General features: G+C 52.6%; 15 protein-coding genes, 1 pseudogene, 1 riboswitch and 1 other annotated feature. Of the genes and pseudogenes, 10 read left to right on the top strand and 6 right to left on the bottom strand.

Annotated elements, in window-relative coordinates; genetic code table 11:
• Positions 1-247: 247 nt before the first annotated feature.
• A pseudogene (locus FD34_RS00250) lies at positions 248-1,173 on the bottom strand (AEC family transporter).
• A 137-nt stretch (positions 1,174-1,310) separates the two neighbouring features.
• Here FD34_RS00250 and FD34_RS00245 point away from each other — a divergent pair.
• Positions 1,311-3,848, top strand: coding sequence for a M1 family metallopeptidase (locus FD34_RS00245; protein WP_057805606.1), 2,538 nt, complete (start codon positions 1,311-1,313; stop codon positions 3,846-3,848).
• A gap of 58 nt (positions 3,849-3,906) precedes the next feature.
• On the opposite strand, the gene FD34_RS00240 is transcribed toward FD34_RS00245, so the two are convergent.
• On the bottom strand, positions 3,907-5,010 hold the full coding sequence (locus FD34_RS00240) for an ATP-binding protein (RefSeq protein WP_057805604.1): 1,104 nt from the start codon (positions 5,008-5,010) through the stop codon (positions 3,907-3,909).
• A gap of 134 nt (positions 5,011-5,144) precedes the next feature.
• Positions 5,145-5,750, bottom strand: a complete 606-nt coding sequence (locus FD34_RS00235; protein WP_057805601.1) for an HAD family hydrolase — start codon at positions 5,748-5,750, stop codon at positions 5,145-5,147.
• 89 nt (positions 5,751-5,839) lie between these two features.
• Here FD34_RS00235 and FD34_RS00230 point away from each other — a divergent pair, with 89 nt between their 5' ends.
• Positions 5,840-6,769, top strand: coding sequence for a LacI family DNA-binding transcriptional regulator (locus FD34_RS00230; RefSeq protein WP_057805599.1), 930 nt, complete (start codon positions 5,840-5,842; stop codon positions 6,767-6,769).
• Positions 6,770-6,862: 93 nt separating this feature from the next.
• Entirely contained in the window at positions 6,863-7,969 is a 1,107-nt protein-coding gene (locus FD34_RS00225) for a glycerol dehydrogenase (protein WP_057805597.1), read from the top strand.
• Positions 7,970-8,048: 79 nt separating this feature from the next.
• Here FD34_RS00225 and FD34_RS00220 read toward each other — a convergent pair whose 3' ends face one another.
• Positions 8,049-8,828 carry an N-acetylmuramoyl-L-alanine amidase gene (locus FD34_RS00220; RefSeq protein WP_057805596.1) on the bottom strand — a complete coding sequence of 260 codons (780 nt, stop codon included), beginning with the start codon at positions 8,826-8,828 and terminating at the stop codon, positions 8,049-8,051.
• Between the two features lie 177 nt (positions 8,829-9,005).
• A riboswitch (THF riboswitch) is annotated at positions 9,006-9,102 on the top strand.
• Positions 9,103-9,156: 54 nt separating this feature from the next.
• Between FD34_RS00220 and FD34_RS00215 the strand changes: the two genes are divergently transcribed.
• The 5 genes from FD34_RS00215 (at position 9,157) to FD34_RS00195 (ending at position 14,677) form a co-directional block, all read left to right on the top strand.
• Positions 9,157-9,708: a folate family ECF transporter S component gene (locus tag FD34_RS00215; protein ID WP_057805594.1), complete on the top strand. Its 552-nt coding sequence runs from the start codon at positions 9,157-9,159 to the stop codon at positions 9,706-9,708.
• A 60-nt stretch (positions 9,709-9,768) separates the two neighbouring features.
• Positions 9,769-10,026: a binding site (T-box leader), on the top strand.
• A 66-nt stretch (positions 10,027-10,092) separates the two neighbouring features.
• Positions 10,093-11,103, top strand: a complete 1,011-nt coding sequence (gene asnA / locus FD34_RS00210; RefSeq protein ID WP_057805592.1) for an aspartate--ammonia ligase — start codon at positions 10,093-10,095, stop codon at positions 11,101-11,103.
• Between the two features lie 30 nt (positions 11,104-11,133).
• Positions 11,134-12,432 (top strand): asparagine--tRNA ligase, encoded by a 1,299-nt coding sequence (gene asnS / locus FD34_RS00205; protein ID WP_057805590.1) that lies wholly within the window; start codon positions 11,134-11,136, stop codon positions 12,430-12,432.
• A 272-nt stretch (positions 12,433-12,704) separates the two neighbouring features.
• On the top strand, positions 12,705-14,003 hold the full coding sequence (locus FD34_RS00200) for a Fic family protein (RefSeq protein WP_057805585.1): 1,299 nt from the start codon (positions 12,705-12,707) through the stop codon (positions 14,001-14,003).
• Positions 14,004-14,116: 113 nt separating this feature from the next.
• Positions 14,117-14,677: a PepSY domain-containing protein gene (locus FD34_RS00195; RefSeq protein WP_057805583.1), complete on the top strand. Its 561-nt coding sequence runs from the start codon at positions 14,117-14,119 to the stop codon at positions 14,675-14,677.
• Between the two features lie 47 nt (positions 14,678-14,724).
• Here the strand turns inward: FD34_RS00195 and FD34_RS00190 are convergent, their stop codons facing one another.
• Positions 14,725-15,219, bottom strand: a complete 495-nt coding sequence (locus tag FD34_RS00190) for a prolyl-tRNA synthetase associated domain-containing protein (RefSeq protein ID WP_083479742.1) — start codon at positions 15,217-15,219, stop codon at positions 14,725-14,727.
• Positions 15,220-15,374: 155 nt separating this feature from the next.
• On the opposite strand from FD34_RS00190, the gene FD34_RS00185 reads away from it, so the two are divergent.
• Positions 15,375-16,367, top strand: coding sequence for an asparaginase (locus FD34_RS00185; RefSeq protein WP_057805581.1), 993 nt, complete (start codon positions 15,375-15,377; stop codon positions 16,365-16,367).
• A 49-nt stretch (positions 16,368-16,416) separates the two neighbouring features.
• Here FD34_RS00185 and FD34_RS00180 read toward each other — a convergent pair whose 3' ends face one another.
• The gene (locus FD34_RS00180; protein ID WP_057805579.1) at positions 16,417-16,611 is read right to left on the bottom strand and encodes a hypothetical protein; all 195 of its coding nucleotides are present in this window, start codon (positions 16,609-16,611) and stop codon (positions 16,417-16,419) included.
• Between the two features lie 103 nt (positions 16,612-16,714).
• Between FD34_RS00180 and FD34_RS00175 the strand changes: the two genes are divergently transcribed.
• A complete protein-coding gene (locus FD34_RS00175) occupies positions 16,715-17,581 on the top strand; it encodes an NAD(P)-dependent oxidoreductase (protein WP_057805577.1) in 867 nt (288 codons plus the stop codon).
• Positions 17,582-18,076: the final 495 nt, after the last annotated feature.

Raw genomic sequence — 18,076 nt, 5'->3', positions numbered from 1 at the left:
AGCTAATTTTGCACCGATAACTTTTCTTTTGCACCGATTCGGTTTTTTATCGGTGCAAAAAATGCTAAAATTGCACCGATAAGGAGATGATTGCACTGAAAACTTTTAATTACAAAACCTTAAACGACCTACGACTAACAACCTCGATGGTCGAAAAGTTGAGTCAAATCTATGAATTAAAGGGGAAAACTGCGTACATCTCGATAAAATCTAAGGATATTTTGGATATACTGAATCGCCCGGGCAATCACCACAGACTGACGATCCCGTAGACAATCGGGATCGTCACTAGACTCAGAATGGTCGAAATGCTCATCAGGATCGTGGCCGGCTTAGCATACCCACCCGCCTGTAGGGTAAAGAGGACCACCAGCCCGGCCACCGGGCAGGCACTGAGAATCACGGTTGTCACCATTGGCACCCCGCTAACCCCCATTGCCAACAGGATGAGGGCGCCCAGAATCGGGAAGACCAGGTTCCGGACAACCAGGCTGACCCACAGTGAACCAGGTAGCTTGACATCCTTGAGGCTCAGGTTAGCCAGGTTACAGCCAATGACAATCATTGCCATTGGGGTGAAAGCTGGACTGGTGTAGTCAATAAACGAGGATAGTAGTTTAGGCAAATGATATGAAGTAACAAACATAATTAAGCCAACGATGATGGCAATAATATTGGGGTTTAAGATGATCTTCTTGAATTGCTCACCGAAGCGCCGTTGGGTCCGGTCCTGGAAGATCCCAATCCCCTGGGTCCACGACATCACGTTAAATCCGATCATCGAGGCCACGGCATAGAAGACCCCGATACTGCCGAAGAGCCCCTGAGCCAGGGGGATCCCCATGAAGCCATTGTTAGAATACTCCCGTAGATCGCGATTCGCCGGATGTTCTGGTCGCGGACCCGGCGAAAGAGTAAACTGGCGAGCAGGATCGAGACGAAGTAGGTTAAGAAAACCGCCACCACCAGGACCAGGAACTGGTTAAAACGGGCCCGCGAAAATGGCTGTTCAAATGCCTTGATGATCACGATTGGCGACAAAAAATAAAGAATGATATTTGTCAGGTCATTAATCGACTGGGAATGCAGGAAACCCAGCTTTCGGATGACCACCCCAAGAAGCATTAGTAAGAAGATCACGACCACCTGGGTAAAGATTTGACTGATTGACATCCGTTCCCACTTCCTTTCAAATAATTATCAATGCTCCCATTTTACAACACGCCGGCCCGCCAAATCGTAATTTCTTTGCCCCGCCCCAGTTTCGCCGTATAATTAAACTATCCTAACAATAAGAAGTGAATATTTTAATGACAGAAAACAAACGATTGTTGGACACGTTCCAACCGAACCACTACGACCTCTACCTCGACATCGACCGGGGCAAGAAGCTGATCTCGGGAACCACAACCATCACCGGTCACGCTAGTCAACCCGTCATTCAGCTTAACCAAAAGTACCTGCACTTCACCACCATCTCAGCTGATAACCAGCCGCTTCCTTACACCGTCAAGGACGATGCGGAGACTGTGGAGATCACCCTGCCAAGTGCTGGTGATGTCACAATCAAGATCGACTACACTGCCCCACTGACCGACACCATGATGGGGATCTACCCGTCCTACTACCAGGTCAACGGTGAACAGAAGCAGATCATCGGTACCCAGTTCGAGACCACCGCGGCCCGTCAGGCCTTTCCGTCTGTCGACGAGCCGGCCGCCAAGGCGACCTTCTCCCTGGCTATCAAATATGATGAACACCCCGGTGAGACCGTCATCGCCAACATGCCCGAGGACCACGTGACCGATGGTGTCCACTACTTCCAGGAAACCGTTCGGATGTCGACCTACCTGGTGGCCTTTGCCTTCGGAGAGTTGCAGAACAAGATGACAGAGACCAAGTCCGGCGTCAAGGTCGGGGTCTTCTCTACCAAGGCTCACCAGCCCAAGGAGCTCGACTTCGCCCTCGACATCGCTAAGCGTGCCATCGAGTTCTATGAAGACTTCTATCAGACGCCATACCCGCTACCACACTCCTGGCAGTTGGCTCTGCCGGACTTCTCAGCCGGAGCCATGGAGAACTGGGGGCTGGTCACCTACCGGGAAGCCTACCTCCTGCTCGACCCTGACAACACCTCTCTGGACATGAAACAGCTAGTCGCCACCGTCATCACCCACGAGCTGGCGCACCAGTGGTTCGGTGACCTGGTCACGATGAACTGGTGGGACGACCTGTGGCTCAACGAGAGCTTCGCCAACATGATGGAATACGTCTCCGTCGACGCTATCCACCCCGACTGGAAGATCTGGGAACTCTTCCAGACCTCTGAGGCACCGATGGCCCTGCAGCGGGACGCCACAGACGGTGTTCAACCGGTCCACGTGGACGTGAACGACCCGGCTGAGATCGACTCAATCTTCGACGGCGCCATCGTCTATGCCAAGGGTTCGCGGATGCTGGTCATGGTCCGGGCCCTGCTCGGCGACGATGCTCTCCGTAAGGGCCTGAAGAATTACTTCGCCGCCCACAAGTACCACAATGCCAAGGGGAGCGACCTCTGGCAGGCCCTCGGCGAAGCATCTGGACTGGATATCGGTAAGATCATGAACTCGTGGCTGGAGCAACCGGGCTACCCAGTTGTCTCGGCCACGGTCAATGACCAGGGCCAACTAGTCCTGCGCCAACAGCAGTTCTTCATCGGGGCCGGTGAGGACAAGGGCCGGATCTGGCAAGTCCCGTTGAACAGTAACTACGCCGCGGCTCCACAGATTATGAGCGACCGGGAAGTCGTCCTCGGTGACTACCAGGCCCTGCGCCAGCAAAACGGCCAGCCATTCCGGCTCAACGTCGGCAATAACTCCCACTTCATCATCAAGTACGACGACACCCTGCTCCAAGATATCCTCGATCATGCCGACCAGCTGGATCCAATCAGCCAGCGGCAGTTACTCCAGGACCTCCGCCTACTCGCCGAGGGGCAGCAGGTTTCCTATGCCGACCTGATTCCACTTCTGAAACGCTTTGCCAACAGTCCATCGGCTATCGTCAACGCCGAGCTCTACCGTATTGCCAACAGCCTGAAGATGTTTGTTCAACCGAATAGTTCAGAAGAAAAGCAGCTCAGGGCATTCTTCGACCAGTTGAGCAAGCAACAGGTGGCCCGGCTCGGCTGGCTGCCTAAGTCCGGCGAGAGCAACGACGACCAGCTGACCCGGCCATACGTCCTGAACGCCGCCCTGTATGCCCACAATGCCGACGCAATGGCCGCAGCCCACCAGATCTTCAGTGATAGTAAAGATTGGTTAAACGAACTGACGGCTGATATCCGGGGACTGGTCCTCAAGAACGAGGTCCAAAACTACGGCAGCCCGGCCCTCTTCGACCAGCTGATCAAGGCCTACCAGGACACCGCTGACGCCAGCTTCAAGCAGGACATCCGTGGTGCCCTGCCGAACACGACCGACCCGGCACTGATCAAGCGGCTCGTTGCCCTTTACAAGGATACCAGCGTTATCAAGCCACAGGATCTGCGGGCTTGGTACCGGGGTGTTCTCGCCAACGATGCCGGTCAGCGGGCGGCCTGGGATTGGCTGCGCGACGACTGGCAGTGGCTCAACGACACGGTCGGTGGTGATATGGAGTTTGCTACCTTCATCACCGTCACGGCCGGTGTCTTCCACACGTCAGCTCGGCTGGCCGAATTCAGGGCCTTCTTCGCGCCGAAGATCAACACACCTGGCCTGACCCGGGAGATCAGGATGGACATCAAGGTCATCGAGAGCAAAGTCGCCTTGGTCGATAAGGAACAGGCAGCCGTCAACGCTAAAATTGCCCAGAGTCTTAATTAATAAGTGAATGAAATCACCCCCGGATCGGCAGCTGTGCTAATCCGGGGGTGATTTTTGGTTAGAATTGATCCATTAATAATTGTTCCTCAACGTACTGGTCAAAGTAAGGCAGCATGAAGCGAACGTAACCATAGCCCGCCGGCGTGATGATCTGATCGTCAATCAACTTACGCCGGTAAACGGAGACATAGCCCGGCTGCTTTCCCATGAGTTGGCCGATCTGCTGGGCCTTTACCTGGGATTGACCCGTCTTAACCATCGCTTGGACAAATTCGCGTTCCCGCATTGACATCTCATGGTAAACCTTACGGTAGACGTTACGGAACAGGGCACTGACGTATTGGTCTTGAATCTCCTTAACCGTCTCCAACGTGACCCGCTTGGTAGTCCGACTTTTAGCCGCCTGCCAGACTAGGTAACCAAGAAGTTGAAAGGCGTAGGCAAAGCCCAACGTCTGCTTAGTCATGTAAAGCAGGGTTGGCATCGCAATCTCGTAGCCAGCGTCACGGAAGATTCGCGCATAGCTGGTCTTGATACTCTCGGCATCAAGGGGATTAAGGGTGATCCGATTAGCTCGCAGCAGGAAGGTCAGCACATCATCGTTTTGAATCTCCGAGACATTATCCGGTAGTCCCGCCATCAGTAGGGACACACCCAGGTTGTCACGAAGCATAATCTGATAGCATGAGATCAACTTTCGCAATTGCGGCGTGGCCTTGACCTCATCAATGGTGATTAGGATCCTGATTTTCTTCTGGGTGAACTTTTCAAGTAGCTGATGGAAAGCGGTCTGAAAGTTGGCCGACACGGCCGGCCGCCCCATCTTGGTATCAACCTGAATCCCCTTGAAGGCAATCTTAAGATCTAGGTCCTTGAAAAGCTTCAGGTCTACTAGCTTTTCGCGAAGCTGAGCCAGCAGTGATTCAAGTAGGTCATCATCCAGAACCAGGTTGACTACCTGCCAGTGTGGCTCCTTACCGAGTTCGTTAGCAACGTCGGTCATCAGGGTGGTCTTTCCAGCGCCACGCTGTCCGTAAATCAGCGATGTCTGAAATGGCGAGTTTTCATTATTCAACTCGGTCACAACCCGCTTGGATAGTGAGTTCCGATCCAGGAAGATGCTGGGTACCGTCCCAAAGCTGGGATTAAATGGATTTCCCATAATGGTCCACCTCTTTTATAACTTTTTATAACTTCTCAATTATTTTATAACTTTTTATAACTCCCCGCAAATAAAGTATCGCCCGGCGATCTATCATGACCGGGCGGTATTGCACGGATATTCAATTGAATCGATCAGATCATCAGTAGGTCGGCCGGCGCCAGCTGTTCGGGATGCACGGCCCCATACATGGCCCCGGCAAAGCAAATTCCGGCTGCGTGGGCCGCCTGCATGTCAGTCGGCATGTCACCGATGTAGACCGTGGTTGCCGGATCGACAGCCAAACGATGCATTGCCAGCAGAAGCGGTTCTGGAGCCGGCTTATGGGCAGCAGTGTCATCAGCCGTCACCACCACCGTGAAGTTCTTGGCAAACTGGTACTGGTCTTGAAAATATTGCTGGTATTCGGCTCGCGTCTTAGAAGTTACAATCGCCAATTTGGTATCCGGCCGCGCAGCCAACTGCTCGATGACTACCGGGATCCCAGCAAGAAGCCTTACCTGGTCAAACCGCTGATAGGCCCGCGTAAGCCATTCTCGATTGATCACGGCAATCTCACCTGCTGGAATATTCAACTGCTGCAAGGCATCAACGGCCGCAATCCCGTATAAGTTCTTTTTCAACCGTGCCGGGTCAGCAAACCGGTAACCGTGGTCCTTGAGGATTTCCATTAATGCTGGCATGTACATGTTGAAGGTATCGATCAGGGTGCCATCAATATCAAAGATAAAGTTCTTCATCCACACTCTCCTCGTTTGTATAAATAATTGCTGAGAATTAGAATAATTTAGGAAACCAGTTTCCTGTCAAGCGGATTGGAGGATAAAATATGACCACCATCTACGATATTGCCAAACTAGTGGGGTGCGCCCCCTCGACCGTTTCCAAGTACATTACCAAGCACGGCTATGTCAGTCAGGCCCTTGGTGAAAAGATCGCCGCGGCCATGCGAGACCTCGACTACCACTACAATGGCATTGCGCGCATCCTCAGCACCAATAGTAGTAACCGGATCGGGGTAATGGTCCCCTTCCTCGACCACCCCTACTTTCAGAGCCTGGTGAATGCCATCACCATGGCCGCAACCACCGATCAGGAAGTCACCATCCTGCCCACGGCTTACTCGCCCGTCAAGGAACGCCGCTGTCTCGACGAACTTGAACACCGACTCATCGACAGCCTGATCATTACCTCCCACACTCTTCCCTACCAGGAGATCACCCCGTACGGGAAAAAGCACCCGATCGTCTTCTGTGAGACCATCCCCGATCCCACTGCCCGCTCGGTTCACATTGATCGGCAGGCCGCCCTGACTGAGCTCTTTCAAACACTGAGGCACCGCCACCTCAACCGTATCGGCTGTCTCTTCATCCGTCCCGCCAAGGAGAGCGTGACCACCACGGAAACCCTCGCCGCCTACCAGCAAGTCTTTGGCCACCCCCTGTCCCCGGACCTGGTCCGCTATCACTGCCGCTCATTTGCGGATAGTCAACGATTGACCACGGAACTCTTAGCTACGACCCCTAATCTTCAGGTAATCCTAACGGAAAGTGACATCAGTGCCGCCGGGGCGCGTCAGGTCGCTGGCCCAAAGGTAGTCGTCATCGGCCAGGGGAATCAGTTGCTCAGCCAGCTCCTGGGCTTCCCCTCCATCGACCAACACCTCGACACGATCGGCCAGCAGGCGGTATCGTTGACCCAACCAGACCAGCCGGCCAGCATAGAAAAAATTAAATTTGACATAATTTGGCGAAAATAAGTTAAAAGGACTTGAACGGCAACGGTTTCCGATAGTATAATCAAAGTTGTAAGGTTATCGCTTACAAAATATACATATTGGAGGTTCGTTGCTATGATTAAAGAATTTGCTTCACCATCATCATATGTTCAAGGTAAGGGTGTACTGTTGAAGAGCGACCCATACCTGAAGGGATTTGGCAAGAAACCACTGCTGCTGACGGACGATAGTGTCTACAAGATCGTCGGTGAAAAGCTGGAGAACTACCTGAAGGACAATGGTTACGACGTCGACCTAGTCAAGTTCAACGGTGAATCCTCCACCAACGAGATCGACCGGATCAGTGAGATCGGGAAAAGGGACCAGGTCACGGTCATCTACGGCCTCGGTGGCGGTAAGACCAGTGACTCCGCCAAGGCGGTCGCCGACAACCTGAACCTGCCAGTGGTTATCATGCCAACCCTGGCCTCAACGGACGCTCCGTGTTCTCGTCTGTCGGTGATCTACACCGATGACGGCAGCTTCGACCACTACCGTTTCTACTCCCACAACCCTGACCTGGTCCTGGTCGACAGCCAGGTCATCGCTGGTGCCCCAGCCGGACTGCTGATCGCCGGGATCGCCGACGCCTTGGCCACCAACGTTGAAGCCCAGGCAGTGGCCCAAGCTGGTGCCGACACAATGCTGAACGAGAAGCAGACCCTGGTGGGGAACGCGATCGCCCAGAAGTGTGAGGACACCCTCTTCAAGTACGCTCACCTGGCCGTGGCCGACGTCAAGAAGCACGTCGTTACCAGCGCTCTGGAGAAAATCATCGAAGCCAACACCCTGATGAGTGGGCTAGGCTTTGAAAGTGGTGGCCTGTCCGGTGCCCACGCCATTCACGATGGCCTGACCACCCTGGAGGAAACCCACGACCTTACTCATGGTCAAAAGGTTGCTTACGGGACCCTGACACAGCTGATGCTCGAAGGTGCTAGCCAAGAACGTTACGACAAATACTTCAAACTGATCCTGTCCCTCGGTCTGCCAACCACCCTTGACGACCTCCACCTGGCCGATGCTTCCGATGAAGAGCTGTTGTCCGCTGCTAAGGCGGCCTGCTCCGAGAATGACACCATCAGCCGACTGCCGTTCGCCGTTGAACCAGATGACGTTGCTCAAGCCTTCCGGGCCGTTGACGCCTACACCAAGGACTACCTGGCTGCTCACAAGGGTTAATTAATAACCAAACAAGTTCACCATAATAGTAAAGACCGTTAGTGCTCAAACATGAACACTAACGGTCTTTCGTTTGTTGTTATTTTCCGACCAGATCATTGGCCAGGTCGGCCTTGCTGACACCATATCGGGTGAGATACTCATAGGGGTCCTGATGGTCTCCCCAGATGTGCTGACTAACCCAGCGGTGGCTCTTAACCCCGCTAGTTCCCGTGCTTCCCTGATCCAGGGTCAGCGGGATGTTGTACTTGCCGGCCATATCGCGGGTCAGGGCCACATAGGACTGGTAGTCCGCCCGGAACGCGGCCGCATTGGTGGCGTGTCCGAGTTCAATCTGGACGGGGGCATTTTGGTTAGCGGTCGTGCCGGCGCCCCAAGCCACTGTCCCCGGACGTTTCATTTGGTAGACTACCCCACCGTTGCCGACCACGAAGTTCGTATAGGCCTGACTGCTGTTGGCCGTGCGTTGCATATAGCTGGCCGCCTGCTGCCCATCGGCCCGACTACCGACGTCATGAAGGATGATATATTTCGGGGTGGCCGGCTGGTTGGTCCCCTGCTCCGTGCTGAGTTGGTATTGGTAGCTAATCTTGTAGGGCAGGACCTGTTTGCCGTCCCGCCCGAAACGGTAGGTAACCCCGTTGATCTGCCGGACCCCGGTTACCTTATGGCCGCCCTGGACAAAGGCCCAGTCACGACCATCGTAGTACCAACCGTTGTGGAGAAAGAAGTGGCGTTGGAGGGTCGCCGCCGAGACGTAGTGGACTCCCCGACCTGGGATCATCAGGACTGCCAGCAGGACAATTGCCAGTGCCGCTGCCACGCAGGCCCCGATCAGACTTAGTTGCCGCTTCTGCATGCCGCCCCCTCCTTTCAAAAAGCTACTGCTCCTATCATACGAAAGTCGGTCCCAAAAGCAAAATTCTTTGTGATATCATGAACTTTCTTTAGTACTTATACGTATATTGTTCTGATTTTACTGTGAAAATGAGCAGAAAGCTTGAATAATATCCGGCTATATCGTATACTACCGACAGTTGGGGTAGGAACTCCCGAGTCATTGTTCGACGGAACGGAATGTGAACGTCGAAAGGAGGCCGTACTGGCCGCTTGGGTTTTCCGCATTCACCACATTGGACATGCGTCAATGTCGTCCCTAACAAAATAATCTTAGGGAGGTTTTGACAATGTCAATTCTATCTTTTTCTGGTCCCCGTTTCACTACCCGGCAGATGACCCTGGCTTCCATGCTGATCGCCCTACAGGTGGTCCTCGGCAAGCTCTCGGTCGGTGACCCGGCCGTCGTCAAGGTTGGTCTCGGCTTCATCGCCACCACTTTAATCGGCTACTTTCTGGGGCCCTGGATCGGTGGCCTGGCGATGGTTATCAATGACCTGATCTCCAACACCATCCTGAGCTCGGGCACCCTCTTCTTCCCGGGCTTCACCCTGTCGGCCTTCGTCTCCGGGGTGATCGCCGGGATGTTCCTCTACAATCAGAAGGTCACCTGGCAGCGGGCCCTGGTCTACGAGTTCTTCCAGATTCTCGTGACCAACGTCCTCTTCACGACCCTGTGGATCTACCTGATGAGTCTCAGCTCATCGAGTACCGGCCGGACGTTCATGGCCCTGCTGACGATCCGGCTGCCCAAGGAGGTCATCACCTGGCCAATCGAGGCTTTGATCGTCTTTGTCATCCTACGGCAGGTGGCCAGGATTAACCTGGGCGCAACCAGATAAAATAATTTGTAAAAAGTTCTTGCAATTTCTAAAAACCAGGTTAGAATATCATTAAAGATTTTAAAAGCGATGAGAAAGAAGAGTAAATCGCCGCATTCGTCAAGTGAGCCAGCGGTAGTGGGAAGCCGGCCGACCCTGGACGATTGAAAAACACTTTCTCGCAATGCCGCTGACCTAAATGGTCCCGACCAGAGTAGGCTCAGTCGTCCCCGGTACGTTACCTCGCCGGTAGAACATGTTCGTGTTCGAAAAGAGTGGTCTGAGTTTTCACTCGGACAACTTGGGTGGTACCGCGGAATAAAGCCTTTCGTCCCTTAGTTGATGGGGACGAAGGGCTTTTTTATTCGCTCCTAAATACCGATTCTGATTAAAGGAGTGTTATTTATGAGTTTAATTATTCCAAAGAACTACGATCCCAAGCTGTCAATCCGTGATACCGAAGCAGCCATCCGCTTTATCCGTGAGAACTTCCAGGATGAATTCGGTCATGAGCTGCACCTCCAGCGGATGTCGGCCCCAATGTTTGTTGAGAAGGGTACCGGGCTCAACGATAACCTGAACGGGGTCGAAAAACCGGTTTCCTTCACCATGCAGTCACTACCTGGCGAGACGATTGAGGTCGTTCACTCCCTCGCTAAGTGGAAGCGGATGGCCCTTAAGAAGTACGGCTTCGGCATGCACGAAGGCCTCTACACCAACATGAACGCCATTCGCAAGGACGAGGACGTCGACAACTTCCACTCCATCTACGTTGACCAGTGGGACTGGGAGAAGATCATCGCCAAGGAGGAACGGACCGAAACCACGCTGAAGGCCACCGTTCGTCAGATCTTCAAGGTTATCAAGCGGATCGAACGCGAACTCTGGGAGCTCTACCCGGACGCTGTTTACCAGTTGCCTGACGATATTCACTTCATCACCACCCAGGAGCTGGAAGACCGCTGGCCAGACCTGACGCCGATGGAGCGTGAGGACAAGATCGCCAAGGAGATGGGCGCCGTCTTCATCATGAAGATCGGGGACAAGCTCAAGCGCTCTGGTAAGCCGCACGATGGCCGGGCACCCGACTACGATGACTGGCAACTCAACGGTGATATCATCTTCTGGTACGAGCCACTCCAGTGCAAGCTGGAAATCTCCAGCATGGGGATCCGGGTCAGCGAAGAATCAATGCGTGAACAGCTGAAGAAGGCCGGCGCTGAAGACCGGGCCAAGCTGCCGTTCCATAAAATGTTGCTCAACGGCGAATTACCATATACAATTGGTGGAGGAATCGGTCAATCCCGGCTCTGCATGCTCCTCTTGGGTAAGGCCCACGTCGGCGAAGTGCAGGCCAGTGTTTGGCCAGCAGAGATGCTGAAGAAGTGCGAAACAGCACACATTCAAATTCTGTAAAAATAAATTAGGTTGGGAGAGTATTCAACAGTGGAAACAATTACGATTAGTGAATCACCTAAACATGTTGGCGAAACCGTCAAGATCGGTGTCTGGCTGACGGACAAGCGGTCCAGTGGTAAGATCGCCTTCCTGCAACTGCGGGACGGTACCGGCTTCTTCCAGGGAATCATTCGAAAGGCCGACGTCGATGAAGCAACCTTCGACCTGGCCAAGCACGACCTGCACCAGGAAACCAGCTTCTACGTCACCGGTGAGATTGCCGAGGACAAGCGGTCCAAGTTTGGCTACGAAATCCACATCAAGGACATCGAAGTCGTCGGCGCCAGTGAGGACTACCCGATTGGGAACAAGGAACACGGGATCGGCTTCCTGCTCGACCACCGTCATCTCTGGCTGCGTTCCCGCAAACCGTGGGCACTCATGCGGATCCGCAGCCGGGTCAAGCTGGCCACGATGGAATTCTTTGATAAGCACGGTTTCACCCAGTTCGACGCCCCTGAACTGACGGCCAGTGCACCGGAAGGGACGACGGAACTCTTCGACGTGAAGTACTTCGATGACGACGCCTACCTGTCCCAATCTGGTCAGCTCTATGCCGAAGCCGGGGCCATGGCCCTCGGTCGGGTTTACACGATGGGCCCTACCTTCCGGGCCGAAAAGTCCAAGACCCGCCGGCACATGACCGAATTCTGGATGATCGAGCCAGAAATGGCCTGGATGCACCAGGACGAAAGCCTGAAGATTCAGGAACAATACGTTGCTTACCTGGTCCAAGACCTGATTGACCACTGTGCCACCGAGCTGGAAATGGTTGGTCGTTCCGTGGAGAGCCTGAAGCCATTCACCGAACTGCCATACCCACGGATCACCTACAAGAAGGCCATCGAGATGCTCCAGGAAGGCGGCTTCGATTCCAAGTACGGTGACGACTTCGGTTCGCCAGAGGAAGCCTACCTGGCCGACCAATTCAACAAGCCGGTCTTCATCATGAACTACCCACGGGCAATCAAGGCCTTCTACATGCCAACCAACCCCGAGGATGACCGCGAAGTCATCTGTGCCGACCTTCTGGCACCAGAGGGTTATGGTGAGATCATCGGTGGTTCCGAACGTTCCTACGACTACGAATACATCACCAACAAGCTGGAAGAGAACGGCCTGAATAAGGAAGACTACGGCTGGTACGACGACCTGCGCAAGTACGGTTCCGTACCGCACTCCGGTTTCGGAATGGGACTGGAACGGTTCCTGTCTTGGATCACCCTGCAGGACCACATCCGGGAGAACATTCCGTTCCCACGGATGCTCAACCGCCTGCGCCCATAATGATTAAATTTAATAAATCCGTTGAATAACTAATCCCCGCAAAATGCTGAAAATAGTGTTTTGCAGGGATTTTATCTTTAAATATTTCGCAAAATCTCGATTTTCGCAATTTTCATATCATTTTAATGCTATCTATTTACCCCAAAATACGGTTTTAGCGATTTTAGCGTTACTTTCATGATACCTATCGGCTTAAAATCGCGTTTTCAAAGAATATGCATTCTGAGCAATGATATAATACTTGGTAAATAGTAAGAATTGGAGGAATAGAGATGAAGTATTTTTCCCTATCAAAGTTTAAATATATCGTTCAGAGCAATGATGACCCTAAAGTTATCACCGAAAATGAGTATCAGCATCGCTTAAACGCCTATACCGTCCAAAAAGCGCCCCTCTTCCCCCTGCTGAGTTACCGAAGTGAGCAGCAAACAAGCAAATACCCGATCTTTTTCCTCCCCCTTCCGGAGATTTTAAGCCTTGCCGAGCAATTTCGAATGAACTCTAAACATATTGAGGAGATCGCAAGCCACCTGCCCTCTATCGCCATTAGTCAGTTTCTAAACTCACTATTAGTATCAGAAATCTTTTACACCAATGAAATCGAGGGGGTTAAGACTAGTAAGATCGAAATTGGAACGGTAATTCAGGAAAACAACCTCAATGCCAATCGGAAGAATAGCGTATCGAAACGCCGCCTGGGATCAACGATCAAACTATACCAACAGACTCAATATGGTAAGCCAATCCAGATCAACACTCTGCAGGATTTTCGAAAGATTTATGATACCCTTCTAAAGGGCGAGATTACCCCAGATCGCCTACCTAATGGAGAAATCTTCCGTGACCGGCTGCCTAATGGTGAGGTCCTAACCATTGGCTCAGCAACCAAGGGCGTCCACCGTCCACCCGCCAGTGAAGATAAAATTCAGCATGCGTTAACCGCCTTGATTGAATTCATGAACGACGATCACATGCCTGCATTGTTTAAAGCCCTGATTACCCACTTTTTCTTTGAGAATACTCACCCCTTCCTCGATGGTAACGGGCGAATGGGACGTTACCTCCTCTCGTCCTATCTTTCTAGTAAGTTTGATCGCTTTACTGGTTTCTCGGTCGCAACCGCCTTCCATGCACACGTTCAGCAGTATTATCGGGATTTTATCGAAGCTGATAATGCCGACAACTACGCCGACCTGACATTGTTTATCCAGTCCTTGCTCGCTATTCTCGTTAGCCAGCAGCAGGAAAACCTAATCACCCTGCGTCAGTTAAAGGATGAGCTGGATGATGCCCAGGGGATGATTCAGGATTGGGTCACACAAAATCAAACGACTTTTCCCAAACATATCTCCGCCAAGTTGGTTGGCCAAGTTTTATACTACTTGGCTCAGTCTAAGCTCTTTTCATACCAGTCTTCACTAGGAATCAAAGATAATGAAATAATTGAAAAAAATAAAAGGAAAGGAATTGCGATGGCCAAAACACGGCGTGCCATCACTTTTCTAACGGAGGCTAGCGCCATTAAGCTCATTTCTAAGAAACCGAAGCAGCATGAAATCCTTATTATTTAGTTATTCCTTATCCTTTTCTTACATGATTCTTAACCACCCGATTGCATTAAATTCGTTATATTTCTGCTATAATTAGTATTAAAGAACACGAACAACTCACAGGAGGTTTATACATGACAAAACAACATTCACTGAAGTCCCGCCTCGTGCGTCTGATGGCCGTGACCGTTCTGACCACCAGTGCCATCGGTGGGGTCAGCCTGGCCACGAGTCCAACGGTTAACGCTGCCCAAGCCAAGACCCAGGACATCAAGATCAGCCAAAAGCAGGCCGTCAAGAAGTTCCAAAAGGAGTTCAAGAACGCTAAAATCTCAGAGATCACCCTGGAACCGAAGGGCAACCGCTACCAATACCAGATCGACGGGTTCGATAAGGAGCAGGAGCACACCGCAGCAATCAATGCCAAGACCGGGAAGATCACCTGGAGCCATTCCAACAAACTCGATAAGGACGACGGCAACTCCGCCCTGGACCTGAAGAAGACCATCAGCCGAAAGACCGCTAACAAGCTGGCGGAAAAGGAAGCTAAGCAGGGTCAGGGTCAGAAGTGGACCCTGGAGAATGACGAAGGCAAGCAGATCTGGGAGGTCGAAGTGGTTGACAGCAGCCAGACCACCGAGGTCAAGATTAACGCCCTCAATCAAGACATCATCAGCAGCAATGTCGATCACTAATTAGATAAAAAAACTCGCTCAGTCATTTTGGCTGAGCGAGTTTCTATTTACAGATCAATGATTTCCGGCTCGTATCCCTCTTCCTTCAGGAACTTGAAGAGGTCCGGTGTCTTGATGAAGATCGTGTGAGTATTTTCGTTCGGGTGGAAGGTCTGAATTGGCTCGTCGACGATGTCCTTATCAAAGTAGACCTGGACGTTATGGTCAGTATTATTTAGAAGGCCAAACGGGGAAACAATCCCGGGCGCCAGGCCCAGCTGTTCCGCCAGGTCTTCGGGCCGCGCCATCGAGACTCGCTTAGCCCCAGTCAAGTCCTGGAACTCGTGGAAGTCCATCCGCTTCTTGTCATCCATGATCACCATGTAGAACTTCTTTTTCTTCCCCTTCAGAAACATCGTCTTGGTCCGAACTCCCTCACGACCAGCGATGTACTTGTCAGCCTCCTCAGTGGTGTGGGCCGCCGGGTGGTCAACCACGTCATAGTCGTCAATTTCCAGCTTCTTTAGTTCGTCCTTAAACTGTTGATACGTTCCCATTGGCATCCTGATCACTCCTTATTTCATGCAATGAATCGTTTACATTTATTTTAGGTGCTGTGGTTTCCTTTGACAACACGTCGGGCAAAATTCGCACCAGTGAGATCTTGCCTTTCGGCGGCCCGCCACTTACAATATTTACCAAAAACGGGTGATTTAACATGGCACAAAAGAAAATACTATTGCTCTCCACTGGGGGCACGATTGCCTCAGTGGTTTCCGACCAGGGCCTCGTCCCCGGTGAGAGTGGTGAGCAGCTCATTCAGGCCCTCGGCAGTGTCCCCTATGACGTCACTGTTAAGGACATCCTCCAGCTGGATTCCTCCAACATCCAGCCCGAGGAATGGAAGATTATCGCCGAGGCCATCTACCGGAACCGGAACGACTACGACGGGATCGTTGTTTCACATGGAACAGACACGATGGCCTACACCGCCTCAATGATGACCTTCATGCTCCAGCACATCAATATCCCGGTCGTCTTCACCGGGAGTCAGGTACCGATGAACGTCATCCTGAGTGACGCCCCTGATAACCTCCAGCTGGCCTTTGAGGCGGCCGCCAGCCTCCAGCCAAACATCTACCTGGCCTTCAACCGGAAGATTATGCGGGGCTGCCGGAGCGTCAAGGTGCGGACAACCGCCTTCGATGCCTTTGAGAGCGTCAACGTTCCACCCGTGGCCGAAGTGACCTCCGACGGTTTTACCATCAAAACAAAGCGCCCACGGACCGATGAGCAATGTGTCCTGAACACCAAGATTGACACCAATGTCTTCCTGTTTAAGCTCTTCCCTGGTTTCGACCCCCGCCTGCTCCGGGCCCTGGCCAAACACGACTGTCATGGTATCGTCATCGAAGCCTATGGACTCGGCGGGATGACCTACATCCGCCGCAACATTGCCGCCGCAGTTGGTGAGCTGATCAAGCAGGGCATCCCAGTCGTCGCCACCAGCCAGTGTCTCTACGAACGCAGTGACTTGACCAAGTACGAGGTCGGACGTCAGGCCTTGGTGGAGGGCGCAATCAGTGCCCATGATATGACCTCGGAAAGCGCGATCACCAAACTGATGTGGGGGCTGGGTCAAGGAATGAATGTCCAGGCCATCGCCAATTTCTTTGCGACCGACGTGGCGGGCGAGGTCACCCTCGATTAACGAAACAACGGCTTCTGACTGCCAATGAGGCGGCCAGGAGCCGTTATTTTCATTGATGATTTCGGTACCGATCCAGTCCGGACGAGACCGTAAACACGACCGCGCAGACTAGAAAGACCACCAGGATGATGATCTGGAGCCACTTGGGAGTGTGGAGACTCGGCAGGGCGGTGATGACCAGCAAAACGAGACTTACCAAGGCCACCCCCGCCGTCAGCCGTTGGTTTTTGAAAAAGCTCTTCACAAGATTGCTTCCTTTCCCAGTTTTAAGGTTGATTATATCACAAGCCGCCCTTACCGCCAGCGTGGAATTTCCGCTATAATGAAAGAAAAGGAAGCGATGTATTATGAACAAAATTGGTTTTATCGGCACCGGCGTCATGGGAACTGGAATCATTAACAACCTCCTAAAGCATGGTAACCCGGTCGTCGTCTACAACCGGACTAAGGCCCATGCCCAGGCAGTCCTCGACAACGGGGCCCAGTGGGCTGACTCCCCGGCCGCGCTCACCCAACAGGCCGACGTCATCTTCACAATGGTTGGTTTTCCGCAGGACGTCGAGCAGGTCTACTTTGGCTATGATGGCATCCTAGCTAACGCCACCACTGGCCAGTACCTGGTCGACATGACAACCAGTAAACCGTCCCTCGCCCAACAGATCAACGCCGTTGGGGCCAAGCGCGGCGTCCACGTCCTCGACGCCCCGGTCTCTGGGGATGACATTGGCGCCAAAAACGGGACACTGACGGTGATGGTCGGCGGTGACGCTGCCGATCTCAACCACCTGCGTTCCCTCTTTGACCAGTTCAGCAAGACAGTTAGTTATTACGGCCCCGCTGGCAGCGGCCAACACACTAAGATGGCCAACCAAATCATGATTGCTGGCATGATGACCGGCCTGACCGAAGCACTGGTTTACGCTAAAGCCGCCCACCTCGACCTGAAGCAGGTCATCGCAACCCTGCAGGGCGGAGCCGCGGAAAACTTCAGTCTCGGCTCCTATGGTCCACGGATTCTTAAGGGTGACTACACCCCGGGCTTCTTTGCTAAGCACTTTCTGAAGGGCCTCCGGATCGCCCTGGATGAGGCGGATGCAATGGGACTTAACCTCCCGGCCACCAGCGAGGCCAAGCGGCTCTACGGAGAACTCGTCGACGACCGGGGCCTCGGCAATGATGGTACTCAAGCCCTGATCAAGCTGTGGTGGCACTAAACACAACTTCAAACTTTTCCGTGGCGCCACATTAGCGTGACGGGGTATTTTAGTTTCACGTGGAACTCCCTAACAGCTATAATGGACTGTTCTTACCACGGGTTAACGCCTGCGCTAGGGCCCGCAAAGGAGTTTTCATCCGACGGCACCAGTCCCCTTCTGCTAGCCGAAAACTCCTTAATCAGTTTATGTCACCTGGCCCTGCCTAGTGACTACGATTACGTCGACTATACGCTCCCCTACTTCGATCACTACATTACGCAGGTTCAGGGTCCCGATTCCCCCTACTACCTAGGTTACTAACCTTCTTTCCGCGTTTGCCATTCGGTAACGCGGTTTTTTTAAAATTAGGACTTGTCTTTTCTCCTCCAAACGCTTAATATATTAGTCGATTTCTAAATAGTAATCATTACGATTAATAAAAAGGAGCATCTATCATAATGGCAGATTGTAAAATTTAAGTTGAACATTTAAGTGGACAGAAAAACCCATCAA

It is taken from the genome of Limosilactobacillus pontis DSM 8475 (genome assembly GCF_001435345.1).
GTDB classification, from domain to species: Bacteria; Bacillota; Bacilli; order Lactobacillales; family Lactobacillaceae; genus Limosilactobacillus; species Limosilactobacillus pontis.
The sequence above is the reverse complement of the archived record's forward strand: the minus strand, read 5'-3'. Positions and strand labels throughout refer to the sequence as shown.

Coding starts and splice junctions, on each gene's coding strand:
- FD34_RS00245 (WP_057805606.1), top strand. CDS start 1,311: ATGACAGAAAACAAACGATTGTTGGACACGTTCCAACCGAACCACTAC.
- FD34_RS00240 (WP_057805604.1), bottom strand. CDS start 5,010: ATGGGAAATCCATTTAATCCCAGCTTTGGGACGGTACCCAGCATCTTC.
- FD34_RS00235 (WP_057805601.1), bottom strand. CDS start 5,750: ATGAAGAACTTTATCTTTGATATTGATGGCACCCTGATCGATACCTTC.
- FD34_RS00230 (WP_057805599.1), top strand. CDS start 5,840: ATGACCACCATCTACGATATTGCCAAACTAGTGGGGTGCGCCCCCTCG.
- FD34_RS00225 (WP_057805597.1), top strand. CDS start 6,863: ATGATTAAAGAATTTGCTTCACCATCATCATATGTTCAAGGTAAGGGT.
- FD34_RS00220 (WP_057805596.1), bottom strand. CDS start 8,828: ATGCAGAAGCGGCAACTAAGTCTGATCGGGGCCTGCGTGGCAGCGGCA.
- FD34_RS00215 (WP_057805594.1), top strand. CDS start 9,157: ATGTCAATTCTATCTTTTTCTGGTCCCCGTTTCACTACCCGGCAGATG.
- asnA (WP_057805592.1), top strand. CDS start 10,093: ATGAGTTTAATTATTCCAAAGAACTACGATCCCAAGCTGTCAATCCGT.
- FD34_RS00200 (WP_057805585.1), top strand. CDS start 12,705: ATGAAGTATTTTTCCCTATCAAAGTTTAAATATATCGTTCAGAGCAAT.
- FD34_RS00195 (WP_057805583.1), top strand. CDS start 14,117: ATGACAAAACAACATTCACTGAAGTCCCGCCTCGTGCGTCTGATGGCC.
- FD34_RS00190 (WP_083479742.1), bottom strand. CDS start 15,219: ATGCCAATGGGAACGTATCAACAGTTTAAGGACGAACTAAAGAAGCTG.
- FD34_RS00185 (WP_057805581.1), top strand. CDS start 15,375: ATGGCACAAAAGAAAATACTATTGCTCTCCACTGGGGGCACGATTGCC.
- FD34_RS00175 (WP_057805577.1), top strand. CDS start 16,715: ATGAACAAAATTGGTTTTATCGGCACCGGCGTCATGGGAACTGGAATC.